The sequence below is a fragment of the Leptotrichia sp. oral taxon 879 str. F0557 genome (assembly GCF_000469385.1).
Classification (GTDB): Bacteria; Fusobacteriota; Fusobacteriia; order Fusobacteriales; family Leptotrichiaceae; genus Leptotrichia; species Leptotrichia mesophila.
Window position 1 is genome coordinate 1 of record NZ_KI271333.1, and the last position, 20,625, is coordinate 20,625.

The window sequence follows — 20,625 nt, forward strand, 5'->3', positions numbered from 1 at the left end:
AATTTGTGCAATTTATAATTTTGAACTATAGGTTATCGAACAGATCTAATGAAAATAATAATATTTATAAAATAAAAGAACATACAGAATAAATCTATTGATGAAGAGCTATGCTTTTTATCAGTTCATCTGTAAGTGATTTTATAGTATCACATAACTTGTCAACTACAGCATTTAATGTCTTGAATATCCTGTTATCAGACCTCCTTTTTTCTTATTTCAGATTTGTTCAATGGTATGTGCTATTATAATGTTTCTGGTGTTTTTAAATCTTTTGATTTATGCCAGGCCGCTCCATCACAGACTATACTGTAGATTTCAGATAGTTAATTCACAAAAACGTTAATATTATCTGTATTGCAGTTGGGTATAACTAAAGCATATCTGTCCTTATATAATGGTAGGGAATGCTAGGTCTGAACTTGTTGCTGCACCAGACTGGTAACTTTGTTTAGACTGCTCAATCACTTTATCATCTATTTTCTTTGGATATCTGCTTCTAGGATTAAAAACTCTGTGTATCCGTCAATGCTATGCCTAACTAGTTGAATATATGCCTATGCCTCCTTTATTTCATTTGTGCTTAACAATTTACCTTTTTCTTTCTATTCTTCGAACTGTTTCAGATATTTAAATGTCATATTTTTATATTTTCACTCTTTGGCTTGTTCACAAGCTCCTTGTATTCTTTGATCTGAAAATATACTTATCCATTTGTTCACAACTTTATGATGGAAATCTAAAATTTAAGCTATTTCCTTATTCTTTTAATTGTCCATATCTCTTATATCTTCATTTTTTTATAATTATTCTTATTTCATATGCTTTTGCCATTTTCATCACTCTATTATTTTATACCTCATTATTTTTAGTTAGTTTAATGGAGTTTAATACAAAGGACTTAGTATTCACATAATTTTCTTAGAATTTCTCTCACATTTTTCCTGTTTTGACTATGTATAATTCTATATTTAGGCGTAAATACCATATGATACTTACACCTCTATTTAATATGAGAAAAGCTGTTAGTTTTATTAGTCATATAAATACTTTCCTTTTATTAATAGCAGCTTGAACAACTGTATTATAAAGGATGGTGTATTTTGTTACAACATATTATACAATCTATATTGTCAAAGAAAAAATCTAATTTTGCACTTATTTAAATACGTGATATAATAACAATATATATTCCAAGAATTGGGAGGGAAAATGAATAAAATACTGGAAGAAGAAAATGAAAATTATGAAATAAAGGCTATTCATAAGGATATTGTGGAAAAGGTCGAAAAAATGATGCCAGAAGAGGAAGTTGTATATGATTTGGCTGATTTTTTTAAGATACTAGGAGATACAACTAGAATGCGAATATTAAGTGCCTTATTTCAAGAAGAAATGTGTGTATATGATATTGCAAATCTTTTGAAAATGACTCAATCTGCTATTTCGCATCAGCTAAGAGTTTTAAAGCAGGGAAGATTTGTTAAGTATAGAAAAGAAGGAAAAATTGTGTATTACTCGCTGGAAGACGATCATATAAAGCATATCGTGGAACAGGGGATGACACATATTTTAGAAAAGAAATAAATTTATTTGTAAATCAAATAATTTTTCTATACAAACAATTTTAAATGTGTTATAATTACAAAAAGTAGACAATTGTAAATATAAAAATTGTAATTAAATTATTTTAAAAAACAAATTCTTCAATTATAGTTATTTTATTTAAATCTTATTTTTATATGAAGTTGTAGTATTTTAGTTTTTTAAGTAATGAGAAGTTATTTACAAATATTTACAATTAGCAAAATTATAATTAAAATGAAGGAGAAGGAATAATGGTAGAAATAAAAAATAAAGTAACATTCAAGGGAAATCCTGTAACTCTTGTGGGAACCGAAGTAAAAGCTGGAGAAACAGCACCAGATTTTACAGTTTTATCACCAGAATTAAAGGAAGTAAAATTAAGTGATTATAAAGGAAAGGTTGTTGTAATAGCAGTATTTCCATCAGTTGATACTGGAGTATGTGCTTTACAGCTGGCTAGATTTAATCAGGAAGCAGCAAGTTTTGGAGATGATGTTCAACTACTTACAATCTCGGCTGACCTACCATTTGCATTAGGAAGATATTGTGCAGACAAAGGAATTAAAAACGCTTTAACGGCTTCAGACCATAAAGAGTTAGATTTTGGAACAAAATATGGATTTGTAATAAAAGAATTAAGATTATTGTCAAGAGGAACTGTTATTGTAGATAAAGACGGAATTATTAAATATGTAGAATATGTAAAAGAAGTTGGAGAACATCCAGATTACGAAAAAGCGTTGGAAGTAATAAAAGAGCTAACTAAATAAAAAAATAAATGGAGCTAAACTTATAATAAAGAGTTTTCTCCATTTTTTATTGCTTTAATTTTATAAAAAAATATCCCAATCAATGACTGGAATACTTCTTTCACCTTTTTTATTATCTTCCAAGTTGCTGCTGTCTTTGCTGTATAATACGTTGCTGCTCAATCGCACTAGGAGTTTTTACGAGCGTTACTGCCACCTCTGTTGGCTGTCCATTTCTATATACAGTTAATTTTATATTTTGTCCAACTTTTTTAGCGGCAATTTCTCCAACAAATGCACCCGCAGAGTTTACTTCTTTTCCATCAACAGCTGTAATAACATCATTTTTAGCTATTCCTGCCGCCGCGGCTGGACTATTTGGCACAACATCGACTATGAATACTCCATTTGAAGATTTCAGATTAAGGGCTTTTATTTTGTCTTGATTTAAATTTCCCATAGACACGCCAATGTATGGTTTTTCAAATTTACCATTTGCGATAATTGAATCTTTGACTGTCATTGCCAAGTTTGCCGGAATAGCAAATCCGATTCCTACACTTCCTCCACTTTGTGAATAAATCGCAGTATTTACTCCGATAACTTTTCCTGTTATGTCAATTAACGGGCCTCCACTATTTCCCTGATTGATAGCAGCATCTGTTTGAATAAAGTTTTCTATTTCTTCAATTCCAAGCGAGCTACGTCCTGCAGCACTTACAATTCCAACTGTCATCGAGTCGTTCAATCCCAATGGATTTCCAAAGGCTATTGACCACTGTCCGATTTGGATTTGATCTGAATTTGCGAATTCTAACGGTTTAAAAGTCTCGTTTGAATCAATTTTCAGTACAGCGATATCAACTTCTGGTGAAGTTCCTACAAGTTTTGTACGGTATTCACGTCCATTTGAGAATTTTACATAAATTTCATCTGCACCGTCAATAACATGATTATTTGTAACAACATATCCATCCTTTGAAACAACGAATCCTGAACCTAGTGACCCTGATTCACGTTTTTCCTGTCCTCCAGAACGTCCAAAAAGCATTTCTTCCAGCGGATTATACGTATTTACTATAACAGTTTTTTTAGTTCTGATATTTACAATTGAATCCTTAACGCTGTTATGTACACTTACAAAAGCATCCTGTGTCTGTACGGCATTTTTAGTGTACTTTTGCAAATCTTCCTGAGAAATTGTCTTTTGCTGCTCAGTATCCGCTGTATTATTTTTATTTTCTACGTTATTTCCAGTCTTGTTGGAACAGCTTAAAATTAGAAATAACATTGAAAATAAAGCAAATTTTTTATTTCCCTTTTTTATAAAATTTATTTTTTTCATATTTATTTACCTCATTTCTAGTTTTACAATAAACTTATTTTTAAAATTTTTTTAGAATTAATCTCAAACTCTTGACTCTTCCAGTTTTTATGAGTTTGCTTACTACAGGGCTGGGTATATTTTAGTGAATAAAAATTTATTATTCTTATGATTTTTATTTGAATTTCATTTATTAAACCATATTTTTTGCAAATTCATAAATAACCTGCTATGCTTATTGTCTTTTTCCCTATAATATGTTATCCTATACTCAGTAAAAATTAAATAAAATATATAAAATCAAGGAGAAAAATTAATAATGTTCAATAATTTAGGAGACAGATTTAAGGATATATTCAAAAAAGTCAGCGGACAGGGAAAATTGACGGAAAACAATATGAAGGATGCTTTGAGAGAAGTAAGACTGGCATTGCTTGAAGCGGATGTAAATTACAGCGTGGCTAAGAACTTTGTGGCAAAGATTCGGGAAAAGGCATTGGGAGAACAGGTTATTAGCGGGGTTAATCCTACACAGCAATTTATCAAGATTGTAAATGATGAACTTGTGGAAGTGCTTGGAGGTTCAAATGTCTCGATTGCTAAAGCTGATAAAAATCCTACTATTGTAATGCTTTCTGGACTTCAAGGAGCTGGGAAAACTACGTTTTCTGGAAAATTGGCAAAGCATTTGAAATCGAAAGGGGAAAAGCCATTTCTGATTGGAGCAGATGTTTATAGACCTGCTGCGAAAAAGCAATTGAAGGTATTAGGAGAGCAAGTGAAAGTTCCTGTATTTACGATTGATGAAAGTACAGATGCGGTGGAGATTGTAAAACAGGGAATTGAGGCTTCAAAAAATGAGCATGCCACTTATGTGATTATTGATACAGCGGGAAGACTGCACATTGATGAACAGCTTATGAATGAACTGCGAGATATAAAGGACAGTTTTAATCCTAATGAAATTCTGTTAGTAGTTGATGGAATGACTGGACAGGATGCGGTTAACGTGGCAAAAGAGTTTAATGAACAGCTTGATATTACTGGGGTTGTGCTTACAAAACTGGATGGAGATACTCGTGGAGGGGCTGCCCTTTCAGTAAAGGAAGTTGCAGGAAAGCCAATTAAATTTATAAGTGAAGGGGAAAAACTGGATGATATCGCACCATTTCACCCAGACAGGCTTGCCTCACGTATTCTTGGAATGGGAGATGTTGTTTCACTTGTAGAAAAGGCGCAGGAAGCCATTGATGAAAAAGAAGCCAAGAAAATGGAAGAGAAATTTAGAAAGAACCAGTTTGACTTTGAAGATTTTTTAAAGCAGTTTAAAATGATAAGAAAAATGGGATCAATTGCTGGAATTATGAAAATGATACCAGGAGTTGACACTAGCATGATTGACATGGGAATGGCTGAAAAGGAAATGAAAAAGGTCGAAGCAATCATTTTTTCAATGACAGTTCAGGAAAGACGTGATCCAAAACTTCTAAAAAATGGAAGCCGTAAAATGAGAATTGCCAAAGGAAGCGGAGTTCAGGTAAATGATGTAAATAAATTGATAAAGCAGTTTGAACAAATGAAACAAATGATGAAAATGTTCAACAGTGGCGGTATTCCAGGACTTGGTGGAGGATTTATGAAGGGAAGAAGAAGATAGAAATATAATATCAACTAAAATTCTTTATAAAACTGAAAAAAATAAAAAAGGAGAGACACAAATGAAAAAGTTAATTTTAGCACTATTTATTATTTTTGGAACACTTTCGTTTTCAGCTTTTGACAAAGTTGTAATTGGAGTTATTAATGACAATTATGAAAGTCCAATAATATCAGGAACAATAAATAGAGGAGGACTTGCAAATCTTCTTTTTGGAATGAAAAAGGATGGAGATTTTGCAAAACAGATGTATCAAAACCTTTCAGGAGCAGATAAAGTTGAGTTTATTATAGAAAAGCACGATGAATCTGCACTTGTAAGTATTTTGAAGTTATTTGAAAAAAACAAATACAAAGGACAGGTAGAAGTTACAGAAGTAGCGGCATCAGAAAATAAAAATATTCGTCAAATTACTACAAAGAATGGATGGAATTATAACATTTATACTTTTACAAGAGAAATTCCAGGAACTATAAAAATTTCAGATAATGATATAAATAAAGGGGAATTTATAGAAGATTTATTCCAAAAAGCAAAGAAAGAATTAAAATAGAGTATTTAATGATTTAAAAAAGAGCAAGATTTCTATAGATGCTCTTTTTTATTATAAAATTTTATTTATAAATTTAAAAAAATACTTGACCTTTTTACGTTATGTGATATACTGTAATTATAAAAGGTATAAGAAATAAAAAAGGAGCTGATTGGTATGAAAAAATTAATTTTAGTAGGATTTTTAGCATTTGGAGTATTAGGATTCTCAAGATTTGTTAAAGAGTGTCATGTTACAAGCAAAACAAGTAAATCTGTAACTTGTAAAAGCAATGAATCAGAAAAAACATTTCAATTTACAAGTGGTAGATTATCTTCTGTTTCAAGTGGTTATACTTATAAAATTTATTTTCAAGGTAATGGATATAGAGGATTACGTTTAACTAGTGCAAAACTTCTTGCAGATTAAAAATAAACTATAAAAATTTTAAATCAAACTCAAAAGCTATTATGACAGTATCCGTCAAGCCCTAATTAGTTTAGTCTTCATTTTTTAATTTTATAGGGTTTGAGAATAGAATAAAAACTCTAAGTATTTTATGAACTTGGAGTTTTTTATTTGTAAAAAACAAATCTGAAAAAGGCGTCCTATTCTATCCAAATATTAATTTCTTTAAATTTTGAAAAAGTTTGAAAATATATAAAAAAGTGTTGGATTATTCTAACTTTTTTAGTATAATAAATTTGTATAATTTTAGTAAAAAAGGAAAATATAATGAAAAAAGGTATCGGAAAATCACATAGTAAAATCATATTAATTGGAGAACATTCTGTCGTTTATGGTTATCCTGCCATTGCTATCCCACTAAAAAAGATTGAAATTGAATGTGTAGTTGAAGAAGCAAAAACTAGCTTTTTTTATAACAAGACAGACACTCTTTCAGTTGCAGTTTTTACTGCATTAAGACATTTAAAAAAAGAAAATGCAAAAATAAAATACAAAGTAGTTTCCCAAATTCCACCCAAACGTGGTATGGGATCTTCAGCTGCAGTCAGTATTGCTGCAATCAGAGCAGTATTTGACTATTTTGAGGAAAATCTGGATGATGAATTACTGGAAAAACTAGTTCATACGGCTGAAATTGTGGCTCATAAAACTCCAAGCGGGCTAGATGCCAAAACGTGCCTAAGCGATAAAGCCATAAAATTCATAAAAAATAAGGGATTTTCTTACATTGACTTAAATCTTGATGCATATCTTGTAATTGCAGATACGGGCATTTATGGAAATACTGGTGAGGCAATTCAGAATGTGAAAAATTTAGGAAATAAAGCTGATATTTCTTTAAAGAAACTAGGTGAATTGACAGATGAAATAACTAAAATCTTAACTAAAAATATTGAATCCAAAGAAGAAAAAGTTGATAAAATAGGAAAAATTATGACAAAAGCGAATACAGAACTCGGAAACTTGAATATAACCATTGAAAAAACAGATTTATTTGTAAAAACAGCAATCGAAAATGGAGCAAGTGGAGCTAAAATTTCTGGTGGAGGATTAGGAGGCTGTGTAATTGCACTTGCTAAAAATCTGGAAATTGTAGAAAAAATAAAAGATGAATTGTTAAAATGTGGAGCAGAGAATATTTGGGTGGAGAAAATTTAATAAAAAAAAGGAGTAAAAATGGTAAAAGTCAAATCTTATGCTAATATTGCGATTGTAAAATATTGGGGAAAAAAAGATGCAGAAAAAATGATACCTTCCACAAGCAGCATCTCTCTTACCCTTAACGATATGTTTACAGAAACAGAGATGGAATTTATAAATGATGAAGATATTAAAATTGCAGTTGAAAAAGAGATAAAAAGTGAAAATTGTAAAGATAAATTTGGGGATATGACAGATTTGTTTTATTTGAATGGAGAATTGCAGGATAGTGTACATACAGAAAAGATTAGTAAAGTTGTGGATTTATTCAGGAAAAATAGAAGTCAGAAGGTAAAAATTTCTACAACAAATAATATGCCGACAGCTGCTGGCCTTTCTTCCAGTTCGAGTGGTTTATCGGCTGTAATAAAGGCTTGTAATGAACTTTTTGGAAAAAGCTATACGCAATCTGAACTTGCACAGATTTCAAAATTTGGTTCTGGTTCATCTTCGAGAAGCTTTTTTGGACCTGTTGCGGCTTGGGATAAGGATACTGGAGAAATTTATGAGGTAAAGACAGATTTGAAACTGGCAATGATTGTGCTTGTGCTGAATGAAAATAAAAAGGAAATTTCAAGCCGAAATGGAATGGAACTTTGTGCAAAAACTTCGACATATTTTGACGAGTGGGTAAAACAGTCTGAAATTGACTTTATAAATATGAAAAAATATCTTGCTGAAAATGATTTTGAAAAAGTAGGAACTTTGACAGAAGAGAATGCTCTTAGAATGCACAAGACAACTGAAACTGCAAATCCTCCGTTTACATATTTTAATCAAAAAACTTATGAAGCAATGGATTTTGTAAAAAATTTGAGAAATAATGGGGAGAAATGTTATTTTACAATGGATGCGGGGCCTAATGTGAAGGTACTTTGTCTGGAAGAGGATTTGGAAAAATTAGCAGGAATTTTTGAAGAAAAGTATAAGATTATTGTGAGTAAGACTGTGAAATTATAATTGTGAAAATTATAGTAAAACTGCTTTAAAACAAAACTCAAAAGTTATGACTATTTTACTCAAACCCTAAATTTTATATAATTTTTAGTAGTTTAATTTTAAGTAGGTTTGAGTATAATTTGAAATTGAAAATAAAAAAATTATGATAATTCCTAAAATTGTTTGATTTTATCAGTTTAATATTGAAAGAGTTAAGATATATTTTGGAAAGGATTTTGAATAATGGATAAATCAAGAAAATTTGATATAGTTATAGGCATATTATTTGGAATTATGACAATAATTTTAATTTATTTATTTTTTAGTAATAATATATTTTTTATGTGGGCATTTCAGCGGCACCGTAATATACTAAGCTGGTATATTAGACCACTATTTATTATTCCAATAATCTGGAGTGCATACAAAAAGAGGTTTTCAGGAATTTCAATTTCTATTTTTGGTCTGTCTACGAGTATGTTCTGGTTTCCAAAGCCAAATATAACTAATCCTGAAATTGTAAAATTTTTAAATTTTGAAGCAAATTATTTGAAAAGTGGATGGACAATAGATAAAATTGTCCTACTTTTTACTGTTATAATTTTTTTTGTTTTTATAATAGTTTCAACTTGGACAAAAAACTGGAAATTACTTTTATTAATTTTAATAGCAACTGCAATTCTTAAAATATTTAACAGCTACCTTTTAACTGGCAATAGTGCATTGTCAATGTTAAAGCCTGCAGTTGTTGGATTAATTGTCTGTGTGATAGCTGTATTTGTCTTAAAAAAGAAAAACTAATGAAAAAGGAGGAGAAATTGTGGGATATATAAAAATACTTGATGAAAAAGTATCAAATATTATTGCCGCTGGGGAAGTTGTGGAAAATCCTGCTTCAATGATTAAGGAGATGATTGAGAACTCGCTGGATGCGAAGGCTACAATGATAAAAATTGAGGTTTTTAAAGCTGGAACAGATGTTAAAGTGAGTGATAACGGGATTGGGATGGATAAGGACGATACACTTTTGTCAGTGGAGCGGCATGCTACTTCTAAGATTAAGGAAAAGGAAGATGTTTTTAACTTAAATACTTATGGATTTCGTGGAGAGGCTCTGTCATCTATTGCGGCGGTGTCTAAGCTTATGATTACTACACGTTCTGAAAATAGTCCTGTAGGATATAAGATTGGCTGTTATGGCGGAGTTGTAAGAAAATTTGAGGAAGTTTCGAGAAATGTCGGGACAGAGATGGAAGTCAGGGATTTATTTTATAATACGCCTGCCAGACGGAAATTTTTACGAAAAATGTCAACAGAATATGGTAAAATCAGGGATATTGTACTAAAGGAAGCACTTTCAAATAGTAATGTGGCATTTTCGCTGGAACTAGATGGAAAAAGTACGATAAAAACAAGTGGAAAAGGTATTGAGAATGCAATCCTCGAATTATTTGGAAAGTCAGTTTTGAGAAATTTGAAAAAATTTGAATATGGATATTTAGGTAACGTAGAAATTTTACGAAGTTCAAAGGACTTTATGTTTACTTTTGTAAATAACCGATATGTAAAGTCAGCAACTATTGAGCGTGCTGTTATAGACGGCTATTACACTAAACTAATGAAGGGAAAATACCCATTTGCAATTATTTTTTACAATACTGATCCAAAGGAAATAGATGTAAACGTTCATCCATCCAAAAAGATAATAAAATTCTCAAATGATAAAATCGTTTATAATGAAATAAAATCAGCAATTGATGACTTTTTTTACTACAATGACAGGGAAAACTGGCAGCCCAATATTGACCTGATAAAGAAAAATATTAACATTAACGAGAATGTCTCTGTGGAAAAGGATGATTTGTTTTCTGATGACGTTTTGAAGGGGGAAAATCAAAAAGTTATAAGTTTGGAAACTTTTGACGGAAAGGTTTTAGAAAATACTAAAAATTTAAATGAGGAAGATAATTTTTCAGTAGATAATTTTAATGAAAATGATAAAAATTCTGAGTTTTTTGATAGTTCTAAAAATATGAGTAATGATAGTTTTTCAAAAGGTGAAAACTTTACAAAAAACAAAAATGAAAATGATTTAAGTGTTGATGAAATATGGAATAAGATGAATGATAATTCAAAAATGACTGTGGAAAACAATGTGGAAAACTTTAAGAAAAAAGATGAATATTATACTGAAACATGGGATAAAAGAAGTGATTTTGAGAATTATAAAAATACTAGTGAATATAGAAATTTTGATACTATAAATGAAAATACTGAAAATGAATCCCGTTATAAAGTCGGAACGTTTGAAAAACATATCGGAAAGCAGTTTCATTATGATATTCTAGGGCAGATTTTTGACACATATATTCTTGTTCGCAGAGATGATGAATTGGAAATTTATGATCAGCATATTATTCATGAAAGAATTTTGTATGAAGAGCTAAAGGATAAGTTTTATAATAAGAAAATTGAATCACAGCATTTATTATTGCCGCTAAAAATGGAAGTTACACAAATTGAAAAAAATATTATTTTTGAAAATGTTGAAATTTTTAGAGATTTTGGATTTGACATTGATGAATTTTCAGAAGATGAAGTTGTCATTCGTGCCGTGCCTGCCTTTGATTTTCGAGATAGCATTGAAAATGTATTTTTACAGTTACTTATGGATTTGAAAAATGAAGTTGAAATAAAGGATTTGCGGGAAAATATCATTATTTCGATGTCGTGCAAAGGAGCCGTGAAGGCTGGACAAAAACTTGATATGTTTGAAATGCAGAATATGGTTCGAAGGATTCACGAAGTTGGCAAATATACGTGTCCGCATGGACGTCCAATTATTGTAAAACTTTCTAGAAATGATTTGGATAAAATGTTTGGAAGAAGAAAATAAAGGTAAAAATTGAGAAATTTAGTAAAAAAATGAAAAAACTTTTGACAATAAGGAAAAAATATGATAAGAATTAATGTAGTGTGTATTGGAAAAATAAAAGAAAAATATATAAAAGAGGGAATAAATGAATTTTTAAAAAGGTTATCAAAGTACATTAAACTCGAAATTATAGAACTTGCTGAAGAAGATGATAACAAAGGTATTGAAAATGCAATAAATTCTGAGACTGAAAGAATAATAAATGCAATCTCAAAAAAAAGTTATTCATACAATATTTTACTTGATTTAAAAGGAAAAATGTTTGATTCAGAAGAAATGGCACAAAAAATTGAAGAAATTTCTATGATAAGCAGTGAAATTAATTTTATAATAGGCGGTTCAAATGGTGTAAATGATAATTTACGAAAAATTGTGGATTTCAGATTATGTTTTTCGCCAATGACTTTTCCACATCAACTTATGCGATTAATTTTAACAGAGCAACTATACAGATGGGTTTCAATTAATAATAATATAAAATATCATAAATAACGGAGGGAGATTATGTATTCTGCTGGGGAAGAATTTGAAAAAATCAATAATGAGGGTGACGTTGAAGGATATACGTGCCTTTCAAATATTACGGTAGGAGATAAGGAATATTTAGTTTGTGACGATGAAACAGGGGAAAAAAAGGTTTTTTACTATGACAGTATCGAAGAGGAACTGTATGATTTGGATGAAGATGAGGAAGATCAAGTTCTTGAAATATGGAATGATGAATATTATGGATCTGACAAGGATTACATGTATTGGAACGAAGATTTTGGAGAATATGATAAAAATGAAAATGTGGATGGAGAATTTGATGAAAGAAATTTTGATTCACTAAATGATGATAATGATGAAAATGAATTTTTTGACAATGAAGACGAAGATGATGAGGATTTATCTGAATTTTTAGATGATTTTTTTGATGATGAAGATGAAAATGAATAAAAACCAAATATTTAAGGAAAAAAATGAAAATAAAAATAAAAAGTTTGGATAAATTTAAAGAAAATTATGAAAAGTTATTTGAACTGGAAAAAATAATAATTGTTGATGAAAAAAAAGAATATCATTACAAAGATGAATATGGAAAATGTAAGATTGTTGATAAAATTGATTCCATTGAAATTTACCGACACGGTGAAATCAATTTCAAGCAGATATTCAAAAAAGATAAAAATACTTCGTTTACTTTCATTACAACAAAATTTCGTGGGAAATATGAAATTTTTACAAAAAAATTTGAAAAAGAAAATGGAAAAATAATGCTGGAATATGATATAATAGACGGTAATGAGGTGATAAATAGTATAAATTTAGAAATACAAATGTTAGATAATTAAAAAGCAGAAAGGAAAAATAGATGAGCAATCAAAACCACAATGATAATGGTATTATAAAAGAAAAATTAAAAAAAGTAGAAGAACTGAAAGAAATAGGAATTGAACCGTATGGACGAAAATATGAAAAATTAAATGATATTGCAGAAATAAATCAATATGATGAAACTTGTGATAAAGTATTTAAAACAGCCGGAAGAATCGTTGCCTTTAGAAGAATGGGAAAAAATGGATTTGGACAAATTCAGGATCCAACTGGAAAAATTCAATACTATGTAAAAAAAGATGAAGTTGGCGAAGAACAGTATGAAATTTATAAAAAAATGGGACTTGGGGATTTTATTGGACTTGAAGGGAAACTTTTTAGAACTAATACTGGAGAATTGACTTTAAGGGTAGATTCTTTTGAGGTATTATCTAAAAATGTACGTCCGCTTCCAGAAAAATTTCATGGGTTAACTAACATCGAAACTCGTTACAGACAAAGATATGTGGATCTTGTAATGAACAGGGAAGTTATGGATACTATGAAAAAAAGATTCCAAATTATAAGATTTTTTAGAAGTTATCTTGAAAAACAAGGATTTACAGAAGTGGAAACTCCAATGATGCACCCAGTTGCTGGAGGGGCTACAGCAAGACCATTTGTAACACACCATAATGCACTTGATATGGAGCTGTTTTTGAGAATAGCACCTGAATTATACTTAAAAAGACTGCTTGTAGGTGGATTTGAAAAAGTATTCGAAATAAACAGAAGTTTTAGAAATGAAGGAATTTCAATAAAACACAATCCAGAATTTACAATGATGGAACTGTATCAGGCTTATGCTGATTTTAATGATATGATGGACTTGACAGAAGATTTGATTTCAAGCTTGACATTTGAGCTTCATGGTAAATATGAGATTGAATATGAAGATAAGACTATTAATATGGCAAAGCCTTGGAGACGTGTTACAATGAAGGACATTGTAAAAGAAACAACTGGATTTGATTTTGATACAGTTAGCAGCGATGAAGATGCTATAAATAAAGCAAAAGAAATGAATATTCCGCTAGAAAAAGACAAAACTTATACAAAATATGGAATTTTAAACTTGATATTTGAAGAAAAAGTCGAGGGAACTTTATTAAATCCGACTTTTATTACTGAATATCCAAAAGAAATTTCTCCACTTTCAAAAAACCAAAAAGGTGAAACTGAATGGGTAGACAGATTTGAGTTATTTATTTCAGGAAGAGAGTTTGCTAATGCTTATTCAGAATTGAATGATCCAAGAGATCAGAAGGAAAGATTTGAAGAACAGGTCAAATTAAAAGAAGCTGGAGATGATGAAGCACAAGGAATGGATTTAGACTATATCCGTGCCTTAGAATACGGAATGCCGCCAGCAGGAGGACTTGGAATAGGAATCGACAGATTAGTTATGCTACAGACAAATTCTGCTTCAATTAGAGATGTTATTTTATTCCCAACTTTAAGAAAAGAAGATATTGAATTATAATTTAAATAAAGTAAACAAAAAAACTCTAGGTTTAAAAAACTTAGAGTCTTTTTATTATAATCTATTAAAGAGATAATTAATTAGTCATCTCCTTCAGAATCATCATAATCTGAAGAATCGTCTTCAGAAGAAACAAGAGTAGCCTTAGTTAGACGTAACCCTTTGTATCCATTTCCTTCAAAATAAATTTTGTAAGTAGATCCTTTTGAAATTGAAGATAATTTACCACTTGTAAATTGAAAAGTTTTTCCAGATTCCAAACTTTCACAAGTTGCTCTTCCTTTGGCTTTACTAGTAACTTGACATTCATTTACAAATCTTGAGAATCCTAATGCTCCAAATGCTAAAAATCCTACTAGAATTAATTTTTTCATGCTAATCAGCTCCTTTTTCATTTTATATGATACTGTTTTCTATCATAGTATACCATATTATTTAAAAAAATCAAGTATATTTAAAAAATAACCAATTTATTAAAAAAAATAGCTTTTAGGAGACCTTAGAATTTGCAAGTTAATGTATATTTATGACAAGTTTCATCTAGTAAAAGCCATAGATGAAATTTCTAAGAGTGATAAGAAAATATTAAAAAATCTTTACAGATGGCTTTAAGAAGATAACTTTACAGAACTTAAAAATTTTTATGAAAAGGAGAATGTTTAATGAAGAAAGTTCTGAAGGAATATCATAAAGTAGAATGATTAAAAAAATTTAATTTCTTTTATAACTATTCTCATATTTTTTGCTCTGTCTTTGTGGAATACAAAATTTTATTTTTGAATTTGAACTAAGATAAAAAAAAGTAAAAAATCGTTAAAAATTGTTATAATGTAATAAAATTATTTTAATATTTTTACTAAAAAAGGAGCGGATTTATGAAAAAAAATAAATATAAATTATTAATTCTAGCTAGTATTACGGCATTTTCTATTATTTCATTTGGATTATCTAACAAAAATATGACTAAAACACCTTCAAAACCTGATACTGAAGAAACATCCAAAAAAACTGGTCTTACAATTTCAAAAGCAGAGCTAGATATTGTAGCTGAGAAAATTTTTAAAAATGAGGCTGGTGGAAAAAAAGATGAGCTTGTGTACTGGAATACTGGAGAGAATTTTCCATCACTTGGGATTGGGCATTTTATTTGGTATAAACAAGGGCAGAAAGGGAGATTTGAAGAAAGTTTTCCGCCACTTGTAGCTTATTACAAGGCTCATAATGTGAAACTACCAAGAATTATGGAAGAAAATAAGTATTCGCCGTGGCAGAGCAGAGATGAGCTTTTTAGATTAAAAAATGCTCGAAATAAGGATATTGCAGAATTAACAGATTTTCTTTATAATACGAAGGATATTCAAGTTTCTTTTATTTTTGAGCGTCTTGAAAATTCTTTGGAAAAAATGCTTGAAATTGCTGATAATCCAGAAAATGTAAAAAAACAATTTTATCGTGTTGCAAAATCTCCAAACGGTCTTTATCCTTTAATTGACTATGTTAATTTCAAGGGAGAAGGAACTACAAGAACAGAAACTTATAAGGGTGATGGCTGGGGACTTCTTCAAGTTCTGGAAAATATGAAAGGGACTGAAACTGGAAAAGCGGCTCTTATAGAATTTAGCAATTCTGCAAAATTTGTCCTTGAAAGACGTGTAAAAAATTCTGATCCTGAAAAAAATGAAAAAAAATGGCTAGCAGGATGGTTAAATCGTTGTGATACATATAAAAATTAATTTTATTCGGAAAATAACTTAGCAAAAGTACTTAAAAAAAGGATTAAGCCGAACTGAGAAGTTTAAAAGTTTTTATGCATAACCTATATAGATATCTTTTGAATTAAATTATAAATAGATAGATAGTCTAAATTTTTATATTCAAATTTAATATAAGTTTAGGCTATTTTTATTTATTTTTTATTACCTTGAATTCCTTAAATATATTATATTTAAAGAACTGTTATTTATCCATAAAAAAAATTAATAGTAAAAAAATATTTTTATAAATAAATTTGCTTGCAAATATTACTATATATAAGATATAATATACATATATAAAATTTTAGCGAAAGGAAGCGAGTATGAAAAATATTTTAAAGTTTTTAATTAAAAGAATCGCAATGGGGCTTGTAACGTTGTGGCTAGTTATTACTATTACATTTTTTCTGATACATATGTTACCTGGTGATCCGTTTCAAAGTGAAAAAGCGATTCCACCTAAAGTAAAGGAAAATCTAATGGCAAAATACCATTTGGATCGTCCACTTGGGGAACAATATGTTGAATATCTAAAAAACATAGCAAAAGGAGATTTGGGAGCATCCATGAAAGTTCGTGGAAGAACTGTTAATGATGTTATTAACAAAAGTTTTCTGACATCTGCAGATTTAGGAGCAAGATCTATTATATTTGCACTAGCTCTTGGAATTCCGCTTGGAATTATTGCAGCTCTTAAAAGAGGAAAATTTCAAGATAGACTTTCAATGATTGTTGCAATAATTGGAATATCCGTTCCAAGTTTTGTATTGGCAGGACTTATGCAGAAGTATTTTGTTGACGTGCATAACGGTATTTTAATTGATAAATTTAATCTGCCTCTTGTAAGAATTTTGTTATCTGGATGGGACAGACCTGAGAAAAAAATATTGCCAGTTATTGCACTTGGACTTTACACAGTGGCATTAATTGCACGTTTATTAAGAGATAAAATGATAGAGGTAATGGGTCAGGATTATATAAGACTGGCTATTGCAAAAGGAGTAAAACCCAAAAATATAGTATTTAGACATGCTTTAAGAAATGCAATTTTACCAATTATTACAATAATGGGGCCAACAATTGCGGCAGTTCTTACAGGATCGTTTGTAATTGAAAAGATGTTTTCAATTCCTGGATTAGGAAAATATTTTGTTGACAGTATCAATGACAGGGATTATACAATGGTACTTGGAGTTACGGTATTTTATGCAATATTCCTAATCGTTATGATGATACTTGTAGATATTGTGTATGTTTTAGTTGATCCTAAAATTAAACTTGGAAAAGGAGATGAGGTATAGTGGCAGAAAATATAAAAAAAATTATAACTGAAAATGATTATATCCCAATACCTGAAGACTTTCAAATTGTAGGTCCCGACACCAATCAAAGCGAAGTAATCTACAAACCAAGTTTAACATTCTGGCAGGATGGATGGAGAAGATTCAAGAAAAATAAATTAGCTTTGTCATTTTTGGGAATAACTCTTGTTTTCTTGTTTTTAGCAATATTTGGACAAAGTTTGACAAAATATTCTTATAGAGCTCAAGATTTATCAGCTAAATTTCTAAGTCCAGCAAAAGGGCTTGCAAAAGGACATTATTTAGGAACTGATAATTTAGGACGTGATTTATTTGCAAGACTTTCACAAGGGATAAGAATTTCAATGGAATTATCTTTGATAACAGCTGCAATCTGTGTTGTTTTCGGAACAATTTATGGGGCTGTATCAGCATATTTTGGTGGGATTATTGACACGATAATGACTAGAATTGTAGAAATATTATTAATTATTCCATCAATGATTTATATAATCTTGTTAATGGTTGTAATGGGAAACAGTGTAAAAACAATAATTATCGCAATGTCTCTTACAAGATGGTTAAATTACTCACTGTTAGTACGTGGAGAAGTCCTAAAAATAAAGGAAAATGAGTTTGTATTAGCTTCAAAATCACTTGGTGGAAACTTTTTATGGATAACTCTAAAACACTTAATTCCAAATACATTAAGTGTAATAATAATAAGACTTACAACAGATATACCAAACATTATCTTTACTGAAGCATTTTTAAGTTTCATTGGGCTTGGAGTACCAATTCCACAGGCTTCACTTGGAAACTTGGTATTTGATGGTTTCGTAAATATGACTTCGTATCCATATTTATTCATTATTCCATCAGTTGTAATTTCATTAATTACATTGGCATTTAATATAGTTGGAGATGCTTTAAATGATGCATTGAATCCAAAACTAAGAGATTAAAAATTTAAAAATTTTATAAAAAACGTCGTGATTTTTTGGAAATAAAATTGACTGTTTGAGCGAAGTTTAACGTAGCGAGTTTCAATTTTGTTTTCAAAAAATGCTTAGATAAGTCAGGGATAGTGCGTAGCACTTTCGCCATTCTCTTTAATATGCTGTTATTTAAATATGTTAAAATAACTATTATTGCGAAATAAAGGGAAATGGCGATTGATACCCTTGCTTAAATAAATTAAATTAATAAATTCAATAAAGAAAAAATATTTATTAATCAAAAAGGTTTTTATCTAAGTTTTTTTTATATTTTAAAATATATAACAATCCATATTAATACAGAGAGGATTAGAGAATGGGAAAAAAATTATTAGAAGTAAAAGACTTGAGTGTTTCTTTTAATACATATGCTGGGGAAGTTCAGGCTCTTAGAGGTATTAACTTTTCTGTGGATCGTGGAGAAACACTTGCAATCGTTGGAGAGTCTGGTTCAGGGAAATCAGTTACTGTGCAAACGATTATGAGATTGATACCAATGCCGCCAGGGGAAATAAAAAATGGAGAAATTCTTTTTGATGGGGAAGATTTGGTAAAGGCTTCTCCAGAAAGAATGAGAGAACTTCGTGGCGGAAAAATAGGAATGATATTTCAAGACCCTATGACATCGCTTAATCCAACAATTAAAGTTGGAAAGCAGATTATGGAAGGGATTTTAATTCATAAGAATGTAACAAAGGAAGAGGCAAAGCAGCAAGCTGTTGAAATGCTTAGAAAAGTTGGAATTCCTAAACCAGAAGAAAGATTTCATCAATATCCACATGAATTTTCTGGGGGAATGCGTCAAAGAGCAGTTATAGCCATTGCACTTTCGTGCGAGCCAGACTTGTTAATCTGTGATGAGCCAACAACGGCTTTGGATGTTACAATACAAGCACAAATTCTAGATTTAATAAATGAACTGAAAAAAGAACTGAACATTGCTGTAATACTTATAACGCATGATTTAGGAGTAGTTGCTGAAACTGCCGACAGAGTAGTTGTTATGTATGCTGGAGAAAAATTGGAAGAAGCTCCTGTAAGAGAATTATTTAAAAATCCAAAACATCCATATACTTGGGGACTTTTGAAATCATTACCAAGACTAGATATGAAAATTGGAGAGAAACTGGCTTCTATTCCAGGGACTCCGCCAGATTTATTAAAACCGCCTGCAGGAGATCCATTTGCAGCACGTTCTGAATACGCAATGAAAATTGACTACGAAAGAAAACCTCCTATGATTGATTTAGGAAATGGACACCTTGTAAAATCTTGGCTTTATGTCGATGGTGCTCCAAAAGTAAAATCTCCTTTTGAGCAGGAAGCAAATAACAGAGAAGAGGAGGGGAAATAATGTCGTCTAATGAAATCAAAAAAGAAAAATTAATAGAAATGAAAAATTTAAAAAAATATTTTCCAATGAAAAAAAGACAAGTATTAAAGGCTGTAGAAAATGTTACAATGGACATTTACAAAGGTGAAATCCTAAGTCTTGTAGGAGAATCAGGTTCTGGAAAGACTACACTTGGAAGAACTGTCAGCAGACTTTATACAAAGACAAATGGAGATATTTTATTTAATGGAAAACCTATAGAAGGTTACGGAAGAAAAGAATTCACAAAAAAAGTTCAGATGATATTCCAAGATCCGCAGGCTTCCCTTAATCCAAGAATGACTGTTGGAGATATTATTGCCGAAGGGATTGATATTCACAAACTAGCAGCTTCAAAACAGGAAAGAATGGAAAAAGTTTACAGCCTTTTGGAAATTGTTGGACTAAACAGGGAGCATGCGAGCCGTTTCCCTCATGAATTTTCTGGAGGACAAAGACAGAGAATCGGTATTGCAAGAGCATTAGCCGTTGATCCAGAAGTGTTAGTGTGTGATGAGCCAATTTCAGCTCTGGATGTGTCAATTCAGGCACAAGTTGTAAATTTATTAAAGGACTTGCAAAAAGAAAGAAATTTGACTTTACTATTTATCGCACATGATTTGTCAATGGTAAAATATATTTCAGACAGAGTAGCAGTTATGTATCGTGGAAAAGTAGTAGAACTGGGAACTCCAGAAGTTGTTTACAGCAACCCTGTTCATAGCTACACAAAGTCTCTTATTTCCGCTGTACCAATAGCAGATCCTGATTTCAAGAAAACATCAAAAATTGATATGGATGAATCATATTTAAGAAGTCCAATGGGAGATGCTTCTGAAATAGGTATTATCCCTGAAACTCCTGAATTAACTGAATATAAGCCAGGACACTTTGTGGAAACTTCTTTCTTAAAGGAAAAAGGACTTATTTAAAAAATATTTTAATGTTTCAAAATAATTTATTTATAAAA

The 20,625-nt window shown here is 30.3% G+C and carries 20 protein-coding genes; 18 read left to right on the forward strand and 2 right to left on the reverse strand.

Annotation, left to right across the window (positions count from 1 at the left end):
- Nucleotides 1-1,212 precede the first annotated feature (1,212 nt).
- Both HMPREF1552_RS06810 and tpx read left to right on the forward strand, forming a co-directional pair.
- Complete coding sequence (locus HMPREF1552_RS06810) at nucleotides 1,213-1,587, forward strand: metalloregulator ArsR/SmtB family transcription factor (protein WP_021744402.1); 375 nt, start codon at nucleotides 1,213-1,215, stop codon at nucleotides 1,585-1,587.
- A 251-nt stretch (nucleotides 1,588-1,838) separates the two neighbouring features.
- Nucleotides 1,839-2,357: a thiol peroxidase gene (gene tpx / locus HMPREF1552_RS06815; protein WP_021744403.1), complete on the forward strand. Its 519-nt coding sequence runs from the start codon at nucleotides 1,839-1,841 to the stop codon at nucleotides 2,355-2,357.
- 112 nt (nucleotides 2,358-2,469) lie between these two features.
- Here the strand turns inward: tpx and HMPREF1552_RS06820 are convergent, their stop codons facing one another.
- Entirely contained in the window at nucleotides 2,470-3,681 is a 1,212-nt protein-coding gene (locus tag HMPREF1552_RS06820; RefSeq protein WP_021744404.1) for a S1C family serine protease, read from the reverse strand.
- Between the two features lie 298 nt (nucleotides 3,682-3,979).
- On the opposite strand from HMPREF1552_RS06820, the gene ffh reads away from it, so the two are divergent.
- The 11 genes from ffh to lysS all read left to right on the forward strand — a co-directional run bounded on the left by ffh (nucleotide 3,980) and on the right by lysS (nucleotide 14,230).
- Entirely contained in the window at nucleotides 3,980-5,317 is a 1,338-nt protein-coding gene (gene ffh, locus HMPREF1552_RS06825) for a signal recognition particle protein (protein WP_021744405.1), read from the forward strand.
- A 61-nt stretch (nucleotides 5,318-5,378) separates the two neighbouring features.
- Complete coding sequence (locus HMPREF1552_RS06830; protein ID WP_021744406.1) at nucleotides 5,379-5,870, forward strand: hypothetical protein; 492 nt, start codon at nucleotides 5,379-5,381, stop codon at nucleotides 5,868-5,870.
- A gap of 156 nt (nucleotides 5,871-6,026) precedes the next feature.
- Nucleotides 6,027-6,278, forward strand: a complete 252-nt coding sequence (locus HMPREF1552_RS06835; RefSeq protein ID WP_021744407.1) for a hypothetical protein — start codon at nucleotides 6,027-6,029, stop codon at nucleotides 6,276-6,278.
- 306 nt (nucleotides 6,279-6,584) lie between these two features.
- The gene (mvk, locus tag HMPREF1552_RS06840) at nucleotides 6,585-7,475 is read left to right on the forward strand and encodes a mevalonate kinase (RefSeq protein WP_021744408.1); all 891 of its coding nucleotides are present in this window, start codon (nucleotides 6,585-6,587) and stop codon (nucleotides 7,473-7,475) included.
- An 18-nt stretch (nucleotides 7,476-7,493) separates the two neighbouring features.
- The gene (mvaD, locus tag HMPREF1552_RS06845) at nucleotides 7,494-8,477 is read left to right on the forward strand and encodes a diphosphomevalonate decarboxylase (protein ID WP_021744409.1); all 984 of its coding nucleotides are present in this window, start codon (nucleotides 7,494-7,496) and stop codon (nucleotides 8,475-8,477) included.
- 222 nt (nucleotides 8,478-8,699) lie between these two features.
- The gene (locus HMPREF1552_RS06850) at nucleotides 8,700-9,257 is read left to right on the forward strand and encodes a hypothetical protein (protein ID WP_021744410.1); all 558 of its coding nucleotides are present in this window, start codon (nucleotides 8,700-8,702) and stop codon (nucleotides 9,255-9,257) included.
- Between the two features lie 19 nt (nucleotides 9,258-9,276).
- Entirely contained in the window at nucleotides 9,277-11,352 is a 2,076-nt protein-coding gene (gene mutL, locus HMPREF1552_RS06855; RefSeq protein WP_021744411.1) for a DNA mismatch repair endonuclease MutL, read from the forward strand.
- A 60-nt stretch (nucleotides 11,353-11,412) separates the two neighbouring features.
- The gene (locus HMPREF1552_RS06860; RefSeq protein ID WP_021744412.1) at nucleotides 11,413-11,883 is read left to right on the forward strand and encodes a 23S rRNA (pseudouridine(1915)-N(3))-methyltransferase RlmH; all 471 of its coding nucleotides are present in this window, start codon (nucleotides 11,413-11,415) and stop codon (nucleotides 11,881-11,883) included.
- A gap of 12 nt (nucleotides 11,884-11,895) precedes the next feature.
- Nucleotides 11,896-12,330 (forward strand): hypothetical protein, encoded by a 435-nt coding sequence (locus HMPREF1552_RS06865; protein ID WP_021744413.1) that lies wholly within the window; start codon nucleotides 11,896-11,898, stop codon nucleotides 12,328-12,330.
- Between the two features lie 23 nt (nucleotides 12,331-12,353).
- Nucleotides 12,354-12,725 (forward strand): DUF1934 family protein, encoded by a 372-nt coding sequence (locus HMPREF1552_RS06870; RefSeq protein ID WP_021744414.1) that lies wholly within the window; start codon nucleotides 12,354-12,356, stop codon nucleotides 12,723-12,725.
- Between the two features lie 20 nt (nucleotides 12,726-12,745).
- On the forward strand, nucleotides 12,746-14,230 hold the full coding sequence (lysS, locus tag HMPREF1552_RS06875) for a lysine--tRNA ligase (protein WP_021744415.1): 1,485 nt from the start codon (nucleotides 12,746-12,748) through the stop codon (nucleotides 14,228-14,230).
- Nucleotides 14,231-14,310: 80 nt separating this feature from the next.
- Here lysS and HMPREF1552_RS06880 read toward each other — a convergent pair whose 3' ends face one another.
- Nucleotides 14,311-14,604 (reverse strand): hypothetical protein, encoded by a 294-nt coding sequence (locus HMPREF1552_RS06880; protein ID WP_051311991.1) that lies wholly within the window; start codon nucleotides 14,602-14,604, stop codon nucleotides 14,311-14,313.
- 501 nt (nucleotides 14,605-15,105) lie between these two features.
- Between HMPREF1552_RS06880 and HMPREF1552_RS06885 the strand changes: the two genes are divergently transcribed.
- From HMPREF1552_RS06885 to HMPREF1552_RS06905, 5 genes are all read left to right on the forward strand, one after another.
- Nucleotides 15,106-15,963: a hypothetical protein gene (locus HMPREF1552_RS06885; RefSeq protein ID WP_021744417.1), complete on the forward strand. Its 858-nt coding sequence runs from the start codon at nucleotides 15,106-15,108 to the stop codon at nucleotides 15,961-15,963.
- A 344-nt stretch (nucleotides 15,964-16,307) separates the two neighbouring features.
- A complete protein-coding gene (locus HMPREF1552_RS06890) occupies nucleotides 16,308-17,285 on the forward strand; it encodes an ABC transporter permease (protein WP_021744418.1) in 978 nt (325 codons plus the stop codon).
- Nucleotides 17,285-18,250 carry an ABC transporter permease gene (locus tag HMPREF1552_RS06895; RefSeq protein WP_021744419.1) on the forward strand — a complete coding sequence of 322 codons (966 nt, stop codon included), beginning with the start codon at nucleotides 17,285-17,287 and terminating at the stop codon, nucleotides 18,248-18,250. Before HMPREF1552_RS06890 ends, HMPREF1552_RS06895 begins: the two co-directional genes overlap by 1 nt.
- A gap of 349 nt (nucleotides 18,251-18,599) precedes the next feature.
- On the forward strand, nucleotides 18,600-19,637 hold the full coding sequence (locus tag HMPREF1552_RS06900; protein ID WP_021744420.1) for an ABC transporter ATP-binding protein: 1,038 nt from the start codon (nucleotides 18,600-18,602) through the stop codon (nucleotides 19,635-19,637).
- Nucleotides 19,637-20,587, forward strand: coding sequence for an ABC transporter ATP-binding protein (locus HMPREF1552_RS06905; protein WP_021744421.1), 951 nt, complete (start codon nucleotides 19,637-19,639; stop codon nucleotides 20,585-20,587). Before HMPREF1552_RS06900 ends, HMPREF1552_RS06905 begins: the two co-directional genes overlap by 1 nt.
- Nucleotides 20,588-20,625: the final 38 nt, after the last annotated feature.

What these genes read in the sequence shown, in the direction of transcription:
- HMPREF1552_RS06810 (WP_021744402.1), top strand. Translation starts at nt 1,213, where the DNA reads ATGAATAAAATACTGGAAGAAGAAAATGAAAATTATGAAATAAAGGCT.
- tpx (WP_021744403.1), top strand. Translation starts at nt 1,839, where the DNA reads ATGGTAGAAATAAAAAATAAAGTAACATTCAAGGGAAATCCTGTAACT.
- HMPREF1552_RS06820 (WP_021744404.1), bottom strand. Translation starts at nt 3,681, where the DNA reads ATGAAAAAAATAAATTTTATAAAAAAGGGAAATAAAAAATTTGCTTTA.
- ffh (WP_021744405.1), top strand. Translation starts at nt 3,980, where the DNA reads ATGTTCAATAATTTAGGAGACAGATTTAAGGATATATTCAAAAAAGTC.
- HMPREF1552_RS06830 (WP_021744406.1), top strand. Translation starts at nt 5,379, where the DNA reads ATGAAAAAGTTAATTTTAGCACTATTTATTATTTTTGGAACACTTTCG.
- HMPREF1552_RS06835 (WP_021744407.1), top strand. Translation starts at nt 6,027, where the DNA reads ATGAAAAAATTAATTTTAGTAGGATTTTTAGCATTTGGAGTATTAGGA.
- mvk (WP_021744408.1), top strand. Translation starts at nt 6,585, where the DNA reads ATGAAAAAAGGTATCGGAAAATCACATAGTAAAATCATATTAATTGGA.
- mvaD (WP_021744409.1), top strand. Translation starts at nt 7,494, where the DNA reads ATGGTAAAAGTCAAATCTTATGCTAATATTGCGATTGTAAAATATTGG.
- HMPREF1552_RS06850 (WP_021744410.1), top strand. Translation starts at nt 8,700, where the DNA reads ATGGATAAATCAAGAAAATTTGATATAGTTATAGGCATATTATTTGGA.
- HMPREF1552_RS06860 (WP_021744412.1), top strand. Translation starts at nt 11,413, where the DNA reads ATGATAAGAATTAATGTAGTGTGTATTGGAAAAATAAAAGAAAAATAT.
- HMPREF1552_RS06865 (WP_021744413.1), top strand. Translation starts at nt 11,896, where the DNA reads ATGTATTCTGCTGGGGAAGAATTTGAAAAAATCAATAATGAGGGTGAC.
- HMPREF1552_RS06870 (WP_021744414.1), top strand. Translation starts at nt 12,354, where the DNA reads ATGAAAATAAAAATAAAAAGTTTGGATAAATTTAAAGAAAATTATGAA.
- lysS (WP_021744415.1), top strand. Translation starts at nt 12,746, where the DNA reads ATGAGCAATCAAAACCACAATGATAATGGTATTATAAAAGAAAAATTA.
- HMPREF1552_RS06880 (WP_051311991.1), bottom strand. Translation starts at nt 14,604, where the DNA reads ATGAAAAAATTAATTCTAGTAGGATTTTTAGCATTTGGAGCATTAGGA.
- HMPREF1552_RS06885 (WP_021744417.1), top strand. Translation starts at nt 15,106, where the DNA reads ATGAAAAAAAATAAATATAAATTATTAATTCTAGCTAGTATTACGGCA.
- HMPREF1552_RS06890 (WP_021744418.1), top strand. Translation starts at nt 16,308, where the DNA reads ATGAAAAATATTTTAAAGTTTTTAATTAAAAGAATCGCAATGGGGCTT.
- HMPREF1552_RS06900 (WP_021744420.1), top strand. Translation starts at nt 18,600, where the DNA reads ATGGGAAAAAAATTATTAGAAGTAAAAGACTTGAGTGTTTCTTTTAAT.
- HMPREF1552_RS06905 (WP_021744421.1), top strand. Translation starts at nt 19,637, where the DNA reads ATGTCGTCTAATGAAATCAAAAAAGAAAAATTAATAGAAATGAAAAAT.